The 17,449-nt window shown below is 43.6% G+C and carries 11 protein-coding genes; 3 read left to right on the top strand and 8 right to left on the bottom strand.

Annotated features, from left to right (window positions below):
- Positions 1–181: 181 nt before the first annotated feature.
- Complete coding sequence (locus tag OCT63_RS16190) at positions 182–6,895, top strand: Ig-like domain-containing protein (RefSeq protein WP_269984062.1); 6,714 nt, start codon at positions 182–184, stop codon at positions 6,893–6,895.
- Positions 6,896–7,096: 201 nt separating this feature from the next.
- Here the strand turns inward: OCT63_RS16190 and OCT63_RS16185 are convergent, their stop codons facing one another.
- Positions 7,097–8,290 (bottom strand): class I SAM-dependent methyltransferase, encoded by a 1,194-nt coding sequence (locus OCT63_RS16185; protein WP_269984061.1) that lies wholly within the window; start codon positions 8,288–8,290, stop codon positions 7,097–7,099.
- 126 nt (positions 8,291–8,416) lie between these two features.
- A complete protein-coding gene (locus OCT63_RS16180; protein ID WP_269984060.1) occupies positions 8,417–9,820 on the bottom strand; it encodes a methyl-accepting chemotaxis protein in 1,404 nt (467 codons plus the stop codon).
- 88 nt (positions 9,821–9,908) lie between these two features.
- Between OCT63_RS16180 and yccX the strand changes: the two genes are divergently transcribed.
- Positions 9,909–10,196 (top strand): acylphosphatase, encoded by a 288-nt coding sequence (yccX, locus tag OCT63_RS16175; RefSeq protein ID WP_060467625.1) that lies wholly within the window; start codon positions 9,909–9,911, stop codon positions 10,194–10,196.
- Between the two features lie 51 nt (positions 10,197–10,247).
- On the opposite strand, the gene OCT63_RS16170 is transcribed toward yccX, so the two are convergent.
- The 6 genes from OCT63_RS16170 to OCT63_RS16145 form a co-directional block, all read right to left on the bottom strand.
- Positions 10,248–10,577: a TusE/DsrC/DsvC family sulfur relay protein gene (locus OCT63_RS16170; RefSeq protein WP_017057205.1), complete on the bottom strand. Its 330-nt coding sequence runs from the start codon at positions 10,575–10,577 to the stop codon at positions 10,248–10,250.
- Positions 10,578–10,756: 179 nt separating this feature from the next.
- Positions 10,757–11,422 (bottom strand): Bax inhibitor-1/YccA family protein, encoded by a 666-nt coding sequence (locus OCT63_RS16165; RefSeq protein WP_017057206.1) that lies wholly within the window; start codon positions 11,420–11,422, stop codon positions 10,757–10,759.
- 294 nt (positions 11,423–11,716) lie between these two features.
- The gene (locus tag OCT63_RS16160) at positions 11,717–12,481 is read right to left on the bottom strand and encodes an amino acid ABC transporter ATP-binding protein (protein ID WP_060467627.1); all 765 of its coding nucleotides are present in this window, start codon (positions 12,479–12,481) and stop codon (positions 11,717–11,719) included.
- Between the two features lie 22 nt (positions 12,482–12,503).
- A complete protein-coding gene (locus tag OCT63_RS16155; RefSeq protein WP_161687569.1) occupies positions 12,504–13,601 on the bottom strand; it encodes an amino acid ABC transporter permease in 1,098 nt (365 codons plus the stop codon).
- A 1-nt stretch (position 13,602) separates the two neighbouring features.
- Positions 13,603–14,808, bottom strand: coding sequence for an amino acid ABC transporter permease (locus OCT63_RS16150; protein WP_161675017.1), 1,206 nt, complete (start codon positions 14,806–14,808; stop codon positions 13,603–13,605).
- 71 nt (positions 14,809–14,879) lie between these two features.
- The gene (locus OCT63_RS16145; protein ID WP_060467629.1) at positions 14,880–15,908 is read right to left on the bottom strand and encodes an amino acid ABC transporter substrate-binding protein; all 1,029 of its coding nucleotides are present in this window, start codon (positions 15,906–15,908) and stop codon (positions 14,880–14,882) included.
- Between the two features lie 484 nt (positions 15,909–16,392).
- Between OCT63_RS16145 and OCT63_RS16140 the strand changes: the two genes are divergently transcribed.
- Entirely contained in the window at positions 16,393–17,334 is a 942-nt protein-coding gene (locus OCT63_RS16140) for a precorrin-2 dehydrogenase/sirohydrochlorin ferrochelatase family protein (protein WP_161675019.1), read from the top strand.
- The last annotated feature ends 115 nt before the right edge of the window (positions 17,335–17,449 follow it).

Here is a 17,449-nt window from a genome sequence, read left to right as displayed (position 1 = left end):
CGTCTTAGCAGAAATAGATATACTCAATATTGCAGGTGACCATAAAATTAATGGTATAGAATCTGGAGAAAATATTAGTGTTGTTGGCTTTGTAAACAAAGATGCGAGACCGGGCGATAACATTGACTTTTACTTGCAAGGGGAGTTTATTGGCTCTGTTGAAGTTTCGAATGAACCTTACTTGAACTCGAATGGTGAGCAGATTGGCTATAAATACGAATTTATGACGCTTGGTTCCAATTTAATTCCTGATGGCGAAGTTGAAGGAGGAGCAATTTTAACGGCTAAGTTGACGGTAACTGATGATGCAGGAAATATTGTTGTCGCTAGTACGACTGAACCTTATTTCTTTGACGTTGACTCGCCTAGTGTTCCATCAATCACAAACATCACTGATGACTCAACTGATTCAGATTACTCTACGGTGACCTTACACGGGACAGGTAGCGAACCAGGTAACACAATAGAAGTCTTCGCTAAAGATGCATCTGGACTTTACGTATCAGTCGGCACAGCATTAGTTGTCGCTGGTAATCCATCCCCTACTTGGACACTAGATATTTCGTCTGAAAGTGCAATTCCACTAAACGACAATGAATATCTGTACGCGAAGGAAACGGATTCATATGGCAATACAAGTGAACCATCCGATGCAGTCCATTATTACCACGGTGACTTTGATCCTGCGCTTAATGAAGGCAGTGACGACTTTGTCCTGCTTGGTGAGGGTGATGATGTTCTCAAAGTTGATGTTGATGATGCTAATGATCTAATGGTTGCCGATGGCGGCGCGGGTAATGACAAAGCTGTCTTTGATTTTAATATTGACCAGGCGAATATCGTACTCAATTCTGATGGCTCTGTGACTATTTCTGAGAATACCGATAGCGGAGATGTGAATACCTTTATCGAGTTTGAGGAGTTCGAATTTAAAGGCGGCGATAAGACGACCTTTGATGAGCTGTTCTCGCCAACGATTGAGATCGAACGCGATGAAGATGAAGTAATCAATAGCGATCGCAGTACCATTAATTATACGGTTGGTTTGCCGGCCGGTGCTGTTGCTGGGGCGACGTTGATAATCATGGCGGAAGGACAAGCAATTGCACAAAGCCCAATCACGCTAACCGATGACCACATCAGTACTGGTACTTTAAACTTCGACATCGATGCTACCTTAGTTGACTCAGAGCTTAACGTGTCAGCGAGTTTGAACTACGGTAACAGTCAAGAGTTCAGCGATAACGATGCCTTGGCGATGAATGATGCTCCTGACGCAGACGACTTCACTGTTGAACTTGGGAGTCATTCAAGCGCTAGCTTTGGCTTCGATGAGCATGTTATTGACCAAGAAGATGAAGATGCGTTGACTGTGTCAATGGATCAAGATCCAGAGTTAGGCACTCTGTACATTGTTGACGGAGATGTTCGAACTGAAGTCACAACTGGGATGCAAATTAGTGAAAGTGACGTCGTAGAATATCAACTTCGTGATGATATCAACGAGTTTATGAGTTTTGATGCGTCTGTTGATTTTAACGCTGATAACAATACCGTATCGGAGTTTGAAGCTAGTAACGGTATTGTTATTTCTGGCGGCCGATTTGAAGGTGTTCGCCCAGATGGCAGTGGTAACGAAACGAGTAGCAAGCTATACAATGGTCAAGAAGGCAGCGTTAAGGCTGGTGCCGAAGGACTGGGAGTTGGCGACCAAGAAATCGATGTGAGTCAGAAAGATTTTATTGCCGTAGACTTTACTCACGTTGGCGGGGGCAACACAGATATTACGATTACACAAGCTAATGTGAAGATCGGTAGTATATGGGGTAACTATGAAGACGGTGATAGCGCAGACGCTCAGATCCACATATTACTGTTTAAAGATGGTCAAGTTCTTACAGATGCAAACGGAGACCCTGTTGAGTTTGTTTTCGATGATAGTGTTGACCCGTCTGTCTATGATGGCTCAGGCGAGTTTGTTGCCAATATCCATTATGAGGGCGGTTTTGATGAAATCCGCGTGTTTACGACGAAAGGTGGTACAGAAGATACCAGTCATAACTCAAACATCACCTTACAAGGCGTCGATATAATTGATGCAGCTGTATCGGAAGAGATCGCTTACACTGCTACGGATAGCGATAAAGGCGAAGATAGCGGTGTGATCACCGTGAACAGTTCAACAACAGATAGCTCAATTACTAAACCAACGATTGATCTTGTTGCATCAAGTGATATGGGGGACAGTGATACAGACAACATCACTAAAGACACAACGCCAACCTTTGCTCTGGGTAATGTTGACAGCGACGTCGTAGCCCAAGGTATTGAGGTACTTAAAGATGGCGTCGTCGTTCAAGGAGATTTAGATCAGATTGATGGGGTCTGGTACTTTACTCCAGAAAATGAAGTCAACGCTGGTAATCAGAAGTGGAGTGTCCAGGTTACTGATGATGTTGGTAATACAGCGACCTCCACTGAGCTAGAAGTGACCGTTGACACTCGTGCTGGGGCCACTATATCGATTGACACGATTGCTGAAGACGACATTCTTGATGCGCAAGAGGCATCCGAAGACGTTACTATTACAGGCCGTGTCGGTGGCGATGCTGAGCTAGGTGACAAGGTGACATTGACTCTGGATGCTGGCGACGGTAGCCCTGTTAGTACGTATACCGGTGATGTTTTATCAGATGGTACATACCGTATTAGTGTTCCGGGTAGCGAGTTATCATCAGACGCCGACGCAACCTTGGTAGCAAGTGTCTCTGGTGAGGATGAGGCTGGAAACGCATTTACCGCAACGACAGAGGTTAGCGGAGACAATAAAGATGGCGGCTATCATGTAGATACGGCGCCAGTCGTTAATCCAACTGAAGTCAGCACCGATGAAGAGCAATCGATGTTTATTTCCTGGGACTCTTTAGGTGTGGCTGACAGTGATTCCAGTGAATCGTCATTGTCCGTCAGCATTACTACGCTGCCTGATGGTGGTCAGTTACAGTACTTTGATGAGATTGATGGCTGGCAAGCGGTAGCAGCAGATCAAGAGTTGGATAAGTCAGTATTTGACAACAACCAGGTACGATTTGTACCAGACAATAACCTGTCTGGTAGCAGCCAAATTGGTTTTGAGGTGTCTGACGGTGTCAACATGAGTGAATCAGCCACGTTGACTATCAATGTGACACCTGTCGCTGATGCACCAAACCTAAGCCTAAAAACGCAAGATCCTGACTTGCCGTCGCAGGAGTTTAATGTCTCGACTTGGGACAATGTGGTCATCGATGATTCGACGTATGGTAGCGGCAGTGGGGTGCCAGGTAGTGATTTGGTTGCGGAGCTATCTCAACTGGATACAGCGGATGCGGCGCAGTCTACGACGGCGAATGCTGAGGATAGTGCGAGCAATGCTACTGATCCGGATCAAGCGGTAATAGTAACTGGACTCGTTTACTTGGAAGCTAACGTTTCTTACGATTTTGTTGGGCGCGGGGATGATAGCATTGCGATTACTTTGGGTGGACAGCTGGTCGATGAGGGCCGTTGGGGCGACTCGAGCGGTGATATTCAGGGTGCGGCGTTTACGCCAACCGAGCCAGGCTACTATCCAATCGCGATTTATCACCATAATCAAAGTGGACAGGGCAACTTTAACGTTGATGTATCTATTAATGGCGCTGATCCTGTTGACTTGGCGAATAGCCAGCTTTCGATCGTGACTGAGGTCGATTCAGCGCAAGGTACCGACGTTCGGCTTTCACCGCTGAAAACCGATGCTAATGGGGTGGAGTTCTATGAAACTTACTCAGTCAACGAAGGTCGCCAAGATACCGCGATTCCGCTGTCTCCAATAGAAGCGAAATTGACCGATACAGATGGTTCCGAAACATTATCTGTGATGATTTCTGGTTTGCCTATTGGAGCTACGCTAAGTGATGGAACGCACTCGATTACTATTACGGGTGAAACTGGGCTTGATGGTCAGCCTCTACAGCCAATTACCGTGACTGATTGGGCTCTCGATAATTTGACGGTCACGCCGCCTCCTAGTAGCCATGAAGACTTTACCTTAACAGTCACAGCGGTGAGTTCAGAGAAAGGCAACGACAGTCAAGCACAATCATCACTCGATATCGAGGTAGTGGTGCATGAAAGTGAGCCTACGCTAACAGAAAGCGACACCAACTCTGCCAATGAAGATCAGAGGATTACGGGTAATGTATTAGCGAACGACAGCGATGCTGACGATGTGCTGCAAGTGCTAGGCGTTAAGATCGATAGCACTGACTATCAGGTGGATCAGTCGATAACCCTTGATGAAGGTACGTTTACTATCGATGCTAATGGTAATTATAGCTTTGAACCGAAAGACGATTGGTCAGGTAGTGTTCCAACAGTCGAGTACGCCACTAATACAGGGGCCACTGAGTCGCTTAACCTAGAAGTTATGCCAGTAACAGATGCGCCGAATCTCACTGTGAGTCTTGGTGATTCGACTTACAGTAATACGACAATAAACTCTAGCCTTTATCAAAAGCTAATTTTTGCTGATTCATCGGCAAGCCTATCTGATTCAGAGCACGCCGAGTTAGGTCATAGCGATATCGGTAAACAAACCAGTGATATTAAAGTTGGAAAAGACCAAGTCGATCAATTGACTGGTGATATCGGTAGTTGGGTTAAAGAGGGCAATGACTGGGTGATGCAGACCAATGGAGATGACGTCTTTGTTGGTGGTCAGGGCAATGACAATATTGTAGGTGGTGATGGCTCGTCACTTGATTTAGGTCTGGATACAGTGGTTTACACTGGTAATCTTTCCGACTATACGTTTGATTTTTATAATAATCATGGGAATACTGACAAACCATATTGGCATGTTGTAGATAAACGCGGTATTGATACTCAAGACGACAATACTCCAGTATCAGAAGGCGAGCACCTTTATGAAATAGAGCGCCTAATCTTTGCTGATGCCATCGTCGAGCTTAATGCAGATGGTACGCACACTGTACTTCAAGAGGTTGTAACAGAGCTGAATATCTCAGCTTCGGTATCGGACCGTGATGGTAGTGAGTATCTTGATGAAGTGCGCATTAGTGGCTTGCCGAATGATGCCGAAATCGTCGACAAGGATACTGATGAGGTTATTGGCAGTAGAGACGGCGATGACTGGGTGATTGATGTGACCGGTCAGGCAACCCAGGCTGTGAACTACGACAACTTAGCCGTTAAGCACCAGTCAACAGATACCCTGGATGTTAACGTTACTGCGGTTGCCAAAGAGAGTGGTTTGGGCAGTGACCAAGACGGCAATAAGACCACGGTGAATAGTGCCGCCAGTGCGGATGCGGTAGCCGATCAAGGCGGTGATGTGCCAATAACACTTATCTCTCTAGTCATTGACTCTTCTGGATCTATGGATGATGTCCCAAGCGGGCTCTCCGACATGAGAATTGAATACGTGTTGGAGGCATCCATTTCTTTATTAGATAATGTTAAAAGCCAACATGGTAGTGGTGATGTCTTAGTACAGCTCGTTGATTTTGATACGAGCGCATCTTTAGTCGAGAGTGGTAGAGGAGCGAATACCAGTGTTTGGATGACGGTATCCGAGGCGATTTCCATATTGCAAAAAGCGTCAGATACTGTAGATAAGTGGAACTATGATGGTGAGTTCGATCCAGATGGGTGGACTAACTATGATTCTGGCTTGGATGCAGTGATGGAGGGCTATAATGAAAGCCAAGTGACTAATATCAAAGGTGAAACCAATGATGTTATTTACTTCTTGAGTGATGGTGAAAGTAATAGGGGTAATATTGGTTCAGACTGGGCTCAGTTTATGGCGGATAAACAGGTAACTGCAGTTGGAGTGGGCGATCCTAATCGGGTACCGGCTGACGGTCTTATTAAGGTAGCGGGTAGTGCAGAAAATGTTGTTTATATTCCTGACTCAAAAATCACTACAGATCTACCTAAATTGCGGCCAACTATTGGTGTTTCTGGCTCGTTGCTGATGGCGATAGCGGGGGCTGAGGCGGCTGCCATCGTGATTGATGAGTCGAATGCACAAGTGGCTCAGTTTATTAACCAAGATGGCGATGTATCTGTTGCACCTTCTGGATTAAGCTTCACCAAAGATACTGTCGGCAATGAGCTGGTTGTTGATACCGATTATGGTGTATTCCGTATTGGTTCAGATGGTTCTTACTATTTCCAACCAAGTGACACTGCTCCGACAATTGACGAAGGTAAGGCTGTTGGTTTCGAGATCGTGCTTTTGGTCGAAGATAGCAATGGTCAAACGACTGAACAGTTGGTTACACTGAATGTCAGCCACAATGGTCAGGTCAACCGTGTTGAGTCCTCGTCTTTCACTGCTTCCACTGGCGATGACCAAGTAAGAGGAACTGATGGTGATGACGTCATCCTCGGTCATGCAGGTAATGATGTCCTCGATGGTGGCTTAGGTGATGACTTCCTTATGGGCGGCACTGGTGATGACATCCTAATTGGTGGTTTGGGTAATGATATTCTGACCGGCGGTGCGGATGCGGACTTGTTCAAGTGGGTCGATATGGATAGCTCAACCGATACCGTTACCGACTTTGATTATGATGAAGGTGACCGTATTGATTTAGCTGACTTATTTGCTGACCTCAAGGATGATCAGCAAGAGCTTGCCGACTTGCTTACTTCATTGCAAGATAGTGACCCGCACTCTGGCGAAGGTGGTGGTTACACTGTCACTATTAGTGAGCATAATGACGTAGCAGAGCTGACGATTACGAAAGGTAATCAGACTATGCAAATTGACTTTAATGGAGCGGATACCACGGACATTACCAGCAGTTTGCTGGATAGTTTGAAAACACTAACTAATGATTGACCAGTCAGAGTTTCAGGCGCTTAATCAACGCCTGAACTCGCTTGATTACCCTTGGGCTGTGTTTATCCCACGCTAATATAGCTAGAAGTTCAGTGGTTTAGGCTGGATAAGCCGAAAAGAATAAGACCACCATTTTCAATGGTGGTCTTTTTTATGATAAATGTTTGGCTCGAAAGCTTGAGAGCGAGTCAAGGAACTCGATTACAAGACCTTACAAGCAAAGCCTTTCAGGTAGAAACCTTCTGGGTAGGCTGTGTCTGTTAGGTGGTCGGCTGCTTGTTCGAAGCGCTCGACGAACTTAACAGTTCGGCCTGCGTCTAGTGCTGCATCGGCGATGATCTTTTGGAATAAGTCAGCACCCATTAAACCTGAACAAGAGTAGGTGAGTAGAGTGCCACCTGGTTTCAGGATTTGCATCGCAAGCATGTTAACGTCTTTATAGCCGTTAGCACCTGATGTTAGGTTATTTTTGCTTGAAACAAACTTTGGTGGATCCATGATAACGACGTCAAATTTGGTGCCTTGGTCACGGTATTCACGAAGCAGTTTGAAAACGTCTGCGTTTAGGAATACTGCTCGCTTTTTCGAGATGTCGAACTCATTTAGTTCAGCGTTGAACTTAGCTGTATCAAGAGCTAGCTGCGAGACGTCAGCATTGATTACACGCTTAGCATCACCTTTAAGGGCATACAGACCAAAACCACCGGTGTATGAGAAACAGTTAAGGACATCTTTGCCTTTAACGTATTTCATAGATTCTTTGCGGCTATCACGTTGGTCCATATAGAAGCCCGTTTTATGGCCTTCGATAATGTTTACGCTGATTTTGACGCCGTTTTCTTCAATTATCACTGATTTAGGTGGCTCTTCACCGTGAAGTACGCCAACAACTTGTTCTAAGCCTTCTTTTTTACGGACTGCTACGTCAGAGCGTTCGTAAATGTTGCAGTCGGGGAAGCATTCAACTAAAGCTTCAACAAGAATACTCTTATTAAACTCAGCACCGGCGCTAAGTAGTTGGCAAACTAAGAAGTCTTGATACTTATCGATAGTGATACCGGGTAAACCATCAGACTCTGCTGCTGTTAAGCGGTAGCCCGTTAGACCATCACGTTCAATGATATCTTCACGTAAAGACTGTGCGTCTTGAATTCGTTTTACGAAGAACGCCTTGTTGATTTCTTCTTTTTCAAATGTCCAAACACGAGCTCGAATTTGAGATTCCGGTGAGTAAGCTGCTTTTGCAAGCCACTGACCATTTTGAGCATATACGTCTACAGTTTCACCTTGTTGTGGCTCGCCTTCGACCTTATCGATACCACGTGAAAATACCCAAGGGTGTTTGCGGCGTAGTGATTTATCTCGGCCTTTAGCTAGATGAATTGAAGGAGTCATAATTTACTCTGTTTGTTGAATTTGAAGGAGGGGTATTGTCGGGGAAGTCCAGTTGAAAAGCAAATAAGAAAGGGCTGCAGAAGCAGCCCTAGCAACACTTTTTAATGAATAAAACTTATATCAATGCTACGCCTTAAGACCTGTCAGTAAGCCTTCCATTGTATCGCTCTGCTTGCGCAGTTGATCAACATTGGAGTTACTCTTGCTTATCATATCGCAGATGCTATCTGATTGATGACGAATCTCTTCGACACTTTGAGCTATGTTATCTGCAACAGCACCTTGCTCTTCTGCGGCAGTAGCTATTTGCGTGCTACTGTCTGAAATTGATTGATTCTTTTCCGCTAAAGAGTCGATCTCAACATTCACTTCTGACATTAATGTTTGACCTTCATTAGCGTTGTTAACCGTTACTTCCATCAATTTTGTGAGTGATTGGCTGTTACGTTGTAATGATTCAATCATGCTTTGGATTTCAACCGTCGCTTGCTGTGTTCTTCCTGCAAGAGCACGAACTTCATCGGCAACTACAGCAAAACCACGCCCCTGCTCACCAGCACGAGCAGCTTCAATAGCGGCATTCAACGCGAGTAGGTTAGTTTGTTCTGAAATACCATTGATGGTTGTTACTACTTCATCGATCTGTGCTGCGTTAGCGTCAAGTTCTTCTACCGCTTGTGAGGCGGATTGAATCTCTTGAGATAGACTAGAGATAGATTGCAAAGTATTAGAAACCTTCACTTGACCGTTCTGGGCAACGCCACGAGCATCCATCGTTTGAGAGCTTGAGTCGTGCGCAAGAGTCGCGACTTCACGAATCGTCGCCGCCATTTGTTCGGTTGCACTTGCTAGGCTATTCAGGTGCTCTTGTTGATTGCCTGAAATGTCTGAGCTTTGCTGTGTTGACTGATTTAAATCCGAGCTGATCTGCTGCATGAGTGCCACAGATTCTTGGATTGACTGAACCATGTTTTGTTCACGCTCAGCTACCTTGTCGATAGTAATGGCAATTTCACTGAATTCATCACGGACCAAGAAGTAGTTCATACGGTAAGTTAAGTCTCCGTTCGCAAGTGTGTTCAGCGCTTTGTTTATCGAGAACATGGCACCGCCAATGAAGGTCATGATGTAGTAAACACCCAATGCGATCAGCGTTAGCGTCACCGCGATGATAGAGACTTGAGTGGTAGATAGCGCAGACCAAAGATTTTGATCGTGGTTTGCCACTAAATTAAACGCACCGTTCATGACTGAAACAGAACCTGCTCCGTAGCCTAAAGAGATGGTCTCTGAATTACTAACAAGTTGGGCAACTTGATCTTTCGTGAGTTGACCCGCCTCAATAAGCCCTTTCATCAAGAGCATTTCTTCTTGATAAAGGTGAGCCAGTAATGAATCCGCTGCACTATCTAAAACGAGCGTTAATATAACCAGAGCGAGAAGAGGTAATAAGAAGAGTAGATAGAACTTTTCTTGGATTTTTAGGTGAATGAGATATTTGTCAATCCAACGAAATGGGATTTCTTTCATAATCGTTATACTCGAAGTAAGTCCACCAATAAGCGGTGAATGAATAGAAGCTCGACTATATCATTCATATAATTTATGAGGCAACGTTATGGAAAGTTCACAATATATTTTTGTCGTGTCAGGCGTAGTTCAGTGTGTTGGTTTTCGATATCACACCAGCAGACAAGCGCAAGCTTTGAGTATTTCAGGTTACGCTAAGAACCTAAATGATGGCCGAGTAGAAGTATTAGCGGTTGGAGAGGCTGAACACATTGAGAAGCTATACGAATGGCTAAAAACCGGCCCTAAGAGTGCGGTAGTTGATGGTGTAGCAAAACATCAAGTCGGAGAGAAAGAACGACAAAACGTACGTGCCGGGGAGTTTAAAATACTGTAGCTCAGTCACTACAGTATTTATATTCGGGAATGTTCTAAAGCAGGTTAGTCTTTACAAGCACTTCGCTGGTTTAGGTAGACCTGCGAGCTTGGTCGCTTGTTTTGCAGGGCCTTTCTTGAATAGCTTGAATAGGTACTTGCTGTTGCCTTTTTCTGGGCCGTGCGCCTTTTCCATCGCTTTAACTAGCATGCGAACCGCTGGAGAGGTGTTGAACTCTTCGTAAAAGCTCCTTACAAAGTGTACGACTTCTAAGTGCGCATCCGTAAGTTCAATAGCTTCATCTTGAGCAAGAATTTCAATCATACCTTCTTCCCATTGCGTGTAGTCCAATAGGTAGCCTTGAGCATCGGTTTCGATTTGCTTGCCGTTATATTCAAACATGTTTAATCCAGAATCCAGTTAACTATCCAGATAGGGTAATGACCAAGTTTACTTTTCTCAACAGATTTATAGCGATCTCCAGAAATATTGCAGCTATCTAAAGAATTCTGATACTGATAGATACAAAAAAGCCCAAGAGCTAGGCTCTTGGGCTAGATACCCTTCAGTTATGGGAGTGATTAGTCGTCGCTACCCATGATGCCTAGAATGCTTAGTAGGCTGATGAAGATGTTGTAGATTGATACGTACAAGCTGATCGTTGCTGAGATGTAGTTAGTTTCACCGCCACGAATGATGTTTTGCGTTGTAAGCAAGATAACACCAGTCGAGAATAGGATGAACATACCGCTCATTGCCAATGATAGTAGAGGCATTTGTAGGAAGATGTTTGCAACCATACCTACAAGTAGTACCACGAAACCAGCTAGTAGCATGCCGTTAAGGAATGACAAGTCACGCTTAGTAGTAAGAGCGTAAGCTGAAGCACCCATAAATGCTAATGCGGTACCGCCAAGTGCAGTTAGGATGACATCACCCATGCCTGCTCCGACGTACATATTTAGGATTGGACCGATGGTGTAGCCTAAGAAACCTGTAAATAGGAATGTGAAGACTAGACCCATGCTGTTGTCACGGTTCTTCTCAGTTAAGAAAAGTAGGCCGTAGAAGCCAACTAGCATGATGATAAGACCAGGGCGAGGAAGGTTCATCGCCATCGATACGCCTGCTACAACAGCAGACCAAAGTAGTGTCATAGACAGTAGAGCGTAGGTGTTACGCAACACTTTATTGGTTTGCAGAGCACTTTCTTGAGATGCTGTGCGTGAAAACATAGGGCTGTTCATAATCTTCCTCGTAAGGTGACTTCAATAGTTATTAGTACATTTATGGGGGTGAAAGTTCGAAAAATCAAGTCTTTCATTCCTCTTGTATACGTAAAATAATAATCAAAATAGCCGGTTAAGTGTTTCTGAAGGTGTAACAAAGTATTTCTTTAGACTGCAATTAAGTATACCTAAGATACGATGTTCAACCTTTGGTCGATCTATACAGTTACTTAAAACGTTAAAAACTATCTATAACTTTGAAAAATAAAGAGGCGACCTAAGCCGCCTCTATCGTTTATGCATCATAACACATTAATGGTGTAGGATTTGGCTTAAGAAGTTCTGCGTTCTGTCTGATTGTGGGTTTTCAAAGAAATCGACAGGATTGTTTTCTTCTATGATCTCGCCTGCATCCATGAAGATAACGCGATCTGCGACTTCTTTAGCAAAGCCCATTTCGTGTGTTACACACAACATGGTCATGCCTTCTTCCGCAAGCTCTACCATAACGTCTAACACTTCACGAACCATTTCTGGATCGAGTGCCGACGTTGGTTCATCAAACAGCATGACTTGAGGGTTCATACACAAAGAACGAGCGATAGCTACACGTTGTTGCTGACCACCCGAAAGCTGGCCTGGGAATTTATCCGCTTGCTCTGGGATTTTCACACGTTCTAGGTACTTCATTGCTATCGCTTCGGCTTCGTCTTTAGGCATCTTCTTGACCCAAATAGGAGCTAAAGTACAGTTTTCTAGAACTGTCAAGTGTGGGAAGAGGTTGAAGTGCTGGAAACACATGCCGACATCTCTGCGTACGGCTTCGATGTTTTTCAAATCTTCAGTCAATTCATTCCCTGAAACAAAGATATCGCCTTTTTGGTGTTCTTCCAATCGGTTAATGCAACGGATCATCGTTGATTTACCAGATCCTGAAGGACCACAGATAACGATTTTCTCACCTTTTTTAACTTCTAGATTGATGTTCTTAAGTACGTGGAATTCACCGTACCATTTATTCATGTCTTTCAACTCGATCATAAGACCTTGAGAGTTGTTTTCTGTCTGCTGCGTCATAATACGTCCTTGATCTTGTTAATTATCGTTTGTGACCGGTGTGAAGTCTGTTTTCTAACCATATCGAATATCTCGACATGCCAAAACAAAACACCCAGAACACTAACGCGACAAATACATAACTTTCTGTTGAATACCCAAGCCATTCAGGGTCGGTATTCGCGGCTTGGCCAATTCCTAGTACGTCAAACATACCGATAATTAAGACAAGACTCGTATCTTTAAATAACCCAATGAAGGTATTAACGATTGAAGGGATTGTAATTTTTAATGCTTGAGGAAGGATAATTAATCCCGTCTTCTTCCAATAGCTAAGGCCAAGTGCGTCTGCGGCTTCATATTGCCCTTTTGGTATGGCTTGTAAACCGCCTCTAACTACTTCTGCCATATACGCTGAACTGAATAAAACGACACCGATTAAAGCTCGAATCAATTTGTCTGTTTCAGTTCCTTCAGAGAGGAAAAGCGGAAGCATTACTGAGGCCATGAATAGAACCGTAATTAGCGGTACGCCACGCCAAATTTCGATATAAACAGTACACATACTGCGGATTATTGGCATCTCGGAGCGTCGTCCTAGTGCTAAAGCCACGCCAATTGGCAATGAAACAACGATGCCGACGAGAGCAATGATTAGCGTAACTAGCAATCCTCCCCATTTATGTGTGTCTACGACTTCTAGGCCGAAAACACCACCATATAACAAACCTGCAATAAGGAATGGGTAAATGTTTACAAAGAAAAGCCAAATCCAAGTACGCTTAGGTGTTTTTTCGTAAGCGAGTAAAACGACAAATATAGCTAGTGTGATATAGAAAAGTTGAGGCCGCCAAAGTTCTGCTTCAGGGTAAAAGCCAAACATGAACTGATCCCAGCGAACACTAATGAAAACCCAACAAGCCCCTTCACTTGTGCAAGCATCACGTGTTGTTCCTATCCAATCGGCACTAATGAATGCCCAATCAGCAATTGCCCACAACAGAGTAAAAGCGAAGTAAGCAAGGACAACAGTGACTACGCTGTTAATGGGGCCATTAAATAGATTTTTTCTTAACCAACCGACAGGTCCAACGGTATTCGCTGGAGGCGGAAGATCTGGTTGAAATTGATGTGTACTCATCTTATCTCTCCACCAACGCTACTTTGCGGTTGTATATATTCATTACAGCTGACGTTAACAGACTTAAGGTCAAGTAGACGCCCATAGTCATTGCGATTACTTCAATCGCTTGCCCGGTTTGGTTCAAAGTTGTACCTGCGAAAACAGAAACAAGGTCTGGATAACCAATTGCCATGGCTAGTGACGAGTTTTTGGTCAGATTTAGATATTGACTGGTTAATGGTGGGATAATAATTCTTAACGCTTGAGGAATGATGACAAGCTTAAGAGTACGAGAGCGAGGAATACCAAGGGACATAGCTGCTTCAGTTTGACCGTGACTTACAGCATTGATACCTGATCGTACAATCTCTGCTATAAAAGAAGCTGTATAAATACTTAAGGCAAGCATTAATGCAGCAAGTTCTGGAATTATGCTAATGCCACCTTTAAAGTTAAAACCTTTAAGCTCCGGATATTCGGCCGAAATAGGCATGCCCATAATAAAATATGTCACCAGTGGCAAACCAATAATTAGAGCCATCGCAACGCGTCCCATCGGTGTTTGTTGACCGGTGAGTTTTTGTCTGTTGTTAGCCCAGATATTGATAAAAAATGTGGCAATAATACCAGCAATAAACGCGGTGATAACAATACTACTACCTTGTTCAAAGATAGGCGCAGGAAAATACAAACCACGAACGTTAAGGAAAATCGCTTCACCCAAACTCATACTTTGACGAGTCGACGGAAGAGCTTGAAGCACTGCGAAATACCAAAAAAAGATCTGTAAAAGAAGGGGAATATTTCGAAATATTTCTATGTAAACAGCGGCAAAGCGACTTACTAACCAATTCGAAGAAAGTCGCGCAATGCCCATACTAAAACCAATGACAGTGGCTAATATGATGCCAAGAATAGATACAAGTGCCGTGTTAAGTAAACCCACGAAGAAAGTTCTGCCATAAGAGAACGTTTCATCGTATTCGATAAGTGTTAGGCCAATACCAAAACCAGCTTCTTGGGATAAAAAGTCAAAACCAGTGGCGATGCCACGGGCGTCTAAGTTCGTGAGCGTGTTATTTACAATGGTATAAATTAACGCTGCAAGAGCTCCAACAGCAAGGACTTGGAACACAACAGAGCGGAAAGTCGGATTGTAAAGAAGGTTGGCACTCTTTGCTTTCGGCTTCGCTTGAGATGGCGAAGGAATTTCGTTAGGTTTCATACTGCTATAACCTCAAATCCATTTAATAAAGAGGGCGGAAACCTCCGCCCTAATTGATGTTTATAATTTTATTAACGGATTGGTGGAGCGTACATAAAGCCGCCCGCATTCCATAGTGCATTTACACCGCGAGAAATCTGAAGTGGAGAGCCCGTACCTACAGTGCGCTCAAAGCTCTCACCGTAGTTACCAACTTGCTTAATTACTTGGTAACCCCAGTCATCACGAATGCCAAGGCCTTTGCCTTTAGGACCGTCTACACCAAGAATACGCTTGATGTTTGGATCTTTTGACTTAAGCATTTCATCTGCATTTTTAGAAGAAATACCGTACTCTTCAGCATTAATCATCGTAGAAAGAGTCCACTTAGCTACGTTAAACCACTTGTCGTCATCTTGGCGAACAACAGGACCTAGTGGTTCTTTTGAGATGATTTCAGGAAGTACTTGCGCAGACTTTGGATCTGCTAAATTCAAACGAAGTGCGTAAAGGCCAGATTGGTCAGTGGTAAGCGCATCACAGCGACCAGCATCGAAACCTTTAGAAGTTTGAGCGGCGGTATCAAATACTACAGGCTTATAAGACATACCACTATTTCGGAAGTAATCAGCTAGGTTGAGTTCTGTTGTTGTACCTGACTGAACACACACCGAAGCGCCATCAAGTTCTCGAGCACTCTTAAGACCCAACTCTTTTTTCACCATAAAGCCTTGACCGTCGTAGTAGTTAACACCGACAAAATTTAGACCTAAAGCGGTATCACGATGCAGCGTCCATGTTGTGTTACGAGATAGTACGTCTATTTCACCAGACTGAAGGGCAGTGAAACGCTCTTTTGCAGTTAGGGGGACATACTTAACTTTAGTTTTATCTCCGAGTACAGCCGCTGCAAGAGCTTGACAATACTCAACATCGATTCCTTCCCATTCACCTTTTGAGTTAGGGTTAGAGAAACCTGGAAGACCCGTACTTACGCCACAAGTTAAAAAACCTTGAGATGTGACTTTGTCCAGTGTGCTTTCTGCTGCTGATGCTGATGTTGCCATAAGCGCAGTTGATGCAGCGACTACTGAAGCAAGAAGTGTTAGTTTATTTGTCATTTGTATCCTTCCTTGTTAACCAGGTGACACCTGATACTCGTGCTCGTTTGAGTTTTTCTAGCTGTATTGCTTTTTCTTCTGTGACCTTGTTGTTCAAATCAAGAAAATTGCATTATGCAAATAGAGCTATGTGTGATTTAAACAACTATTCATAAGGTTAGGAAAGGATTCGTAGTTTCACAAATGTATAATTTAAAAAGAATTTTGAAAGAAACCACAAATCCCAACACAATTAGGATGACTAAATGTTAATTAAATGTAAATAGTGCAACGGTTCACACTGTTGGTGCAACGAGATTTAGATTTTAATATTGATAATCATGTAGATAAATATTCTTAATTGAACTATTAACGATGAAATATAAACCTTTAAAAAGATTGAAATTTGGTCAATAAATATTTTTATTACACTTTGATAGTTATTAATATGCTCCAAATTTGGTAGCATGGCTGAATAGTTATTGCAGTACTCTCAAGGAAGAACATGCGTTATTTTCCAATGTTTCTGGATGTAGAAAATAAGCCAATTTTAGTGGTTGGTGGGGGTGAGGTTGCTTGCCGAAAAGTAGATAGCTTATTAAGAGCAGGGGCTAATGTGACTTTGGTGTCTCCCAAGGTTGCACCTTACTTAAAGCAGCTAGTTGACGAGAGTAAGCTTCACTGGGTTCAAAATTTTTACTCGTCACACATTCTTTCGAAAGACTACCTGCAGGTATGGGCCACTACAGATAATCCGAGCCTGAATCATCAAGTATATAATGATGCGAAAAAACTCGGTGTTTTAGTCAATGTGGTTGATGATTTGCCTTACTGTGATTTTATCACTCCATCAATGGTTAATCGTGGGAGAGTTCAGATTGCGATCTCAAGTGGTGGTGCGTCACCTGTTTTGGTGAGAAATATTAGAGAAAAACTCGAAACGGTGCTTCCTCAGAACATCGGTTTAATCGCAGATTTTGGTGCATCAAAACGTAATTCGATAAAAGAATCTCTTCCTACCGTTGATGATCGTCGCAAATTTTGGGAGCGATTCTTGTCATCCAGCCTTATCGAGCAGGTGGCTGACAGGGATCAGTTAGAGTCATACTACCAACAAGCGTTAGCTGAGGGCATTGATAGCGAAGGTCAAGTAACCTGGGTTGAATTCGGGCAAGATGTAGAGCTACTACCGATGAAGGCCTTACGTTTGATGCAAGAGGCAGAGTTAGTGCTTTCCTCGAGCGATTGTCCATTCGAGTTTATTGACTTGTGCCGTCGAGACGCAGAAAGAGAAGGTTATGCTAACAGCGGAGAGTTATCTACCAAACTTGAGAAAGCAAGAGTCGATAGATTGCGAGTGTGTGTTTTTATTCCACCAGCAAGCGTTGAATTTAACCTTTTAGTCGGTAAAGACCTAAAACTTTCTTCTGCTAAAATACTCAGTTGAGGTGAGAGCTTTCTAGTTACTTAAAATCCGCTGGGAGGCTCCAATTAAAATAATCACACAAGTAAAAAGCTACTTCCCATAAGGAAGTGGCTTTTTGATATTTTAAACACCATAC

It is taken from the genome of Vibrio sp. RW (genome assembly GCF_027587105.1).
GTDB lineage: Bacteria > Pseudomonadota > Gammaproteobacteria > Enterobacterales > Vibrionaceae > Vibrio > Vibrio toranzoniae.
The sequence above is the reverse complement of the archived record's forward strand: the minus strand, read 5'-3'. Positions and strand labels throughout refer to the sequence as shown.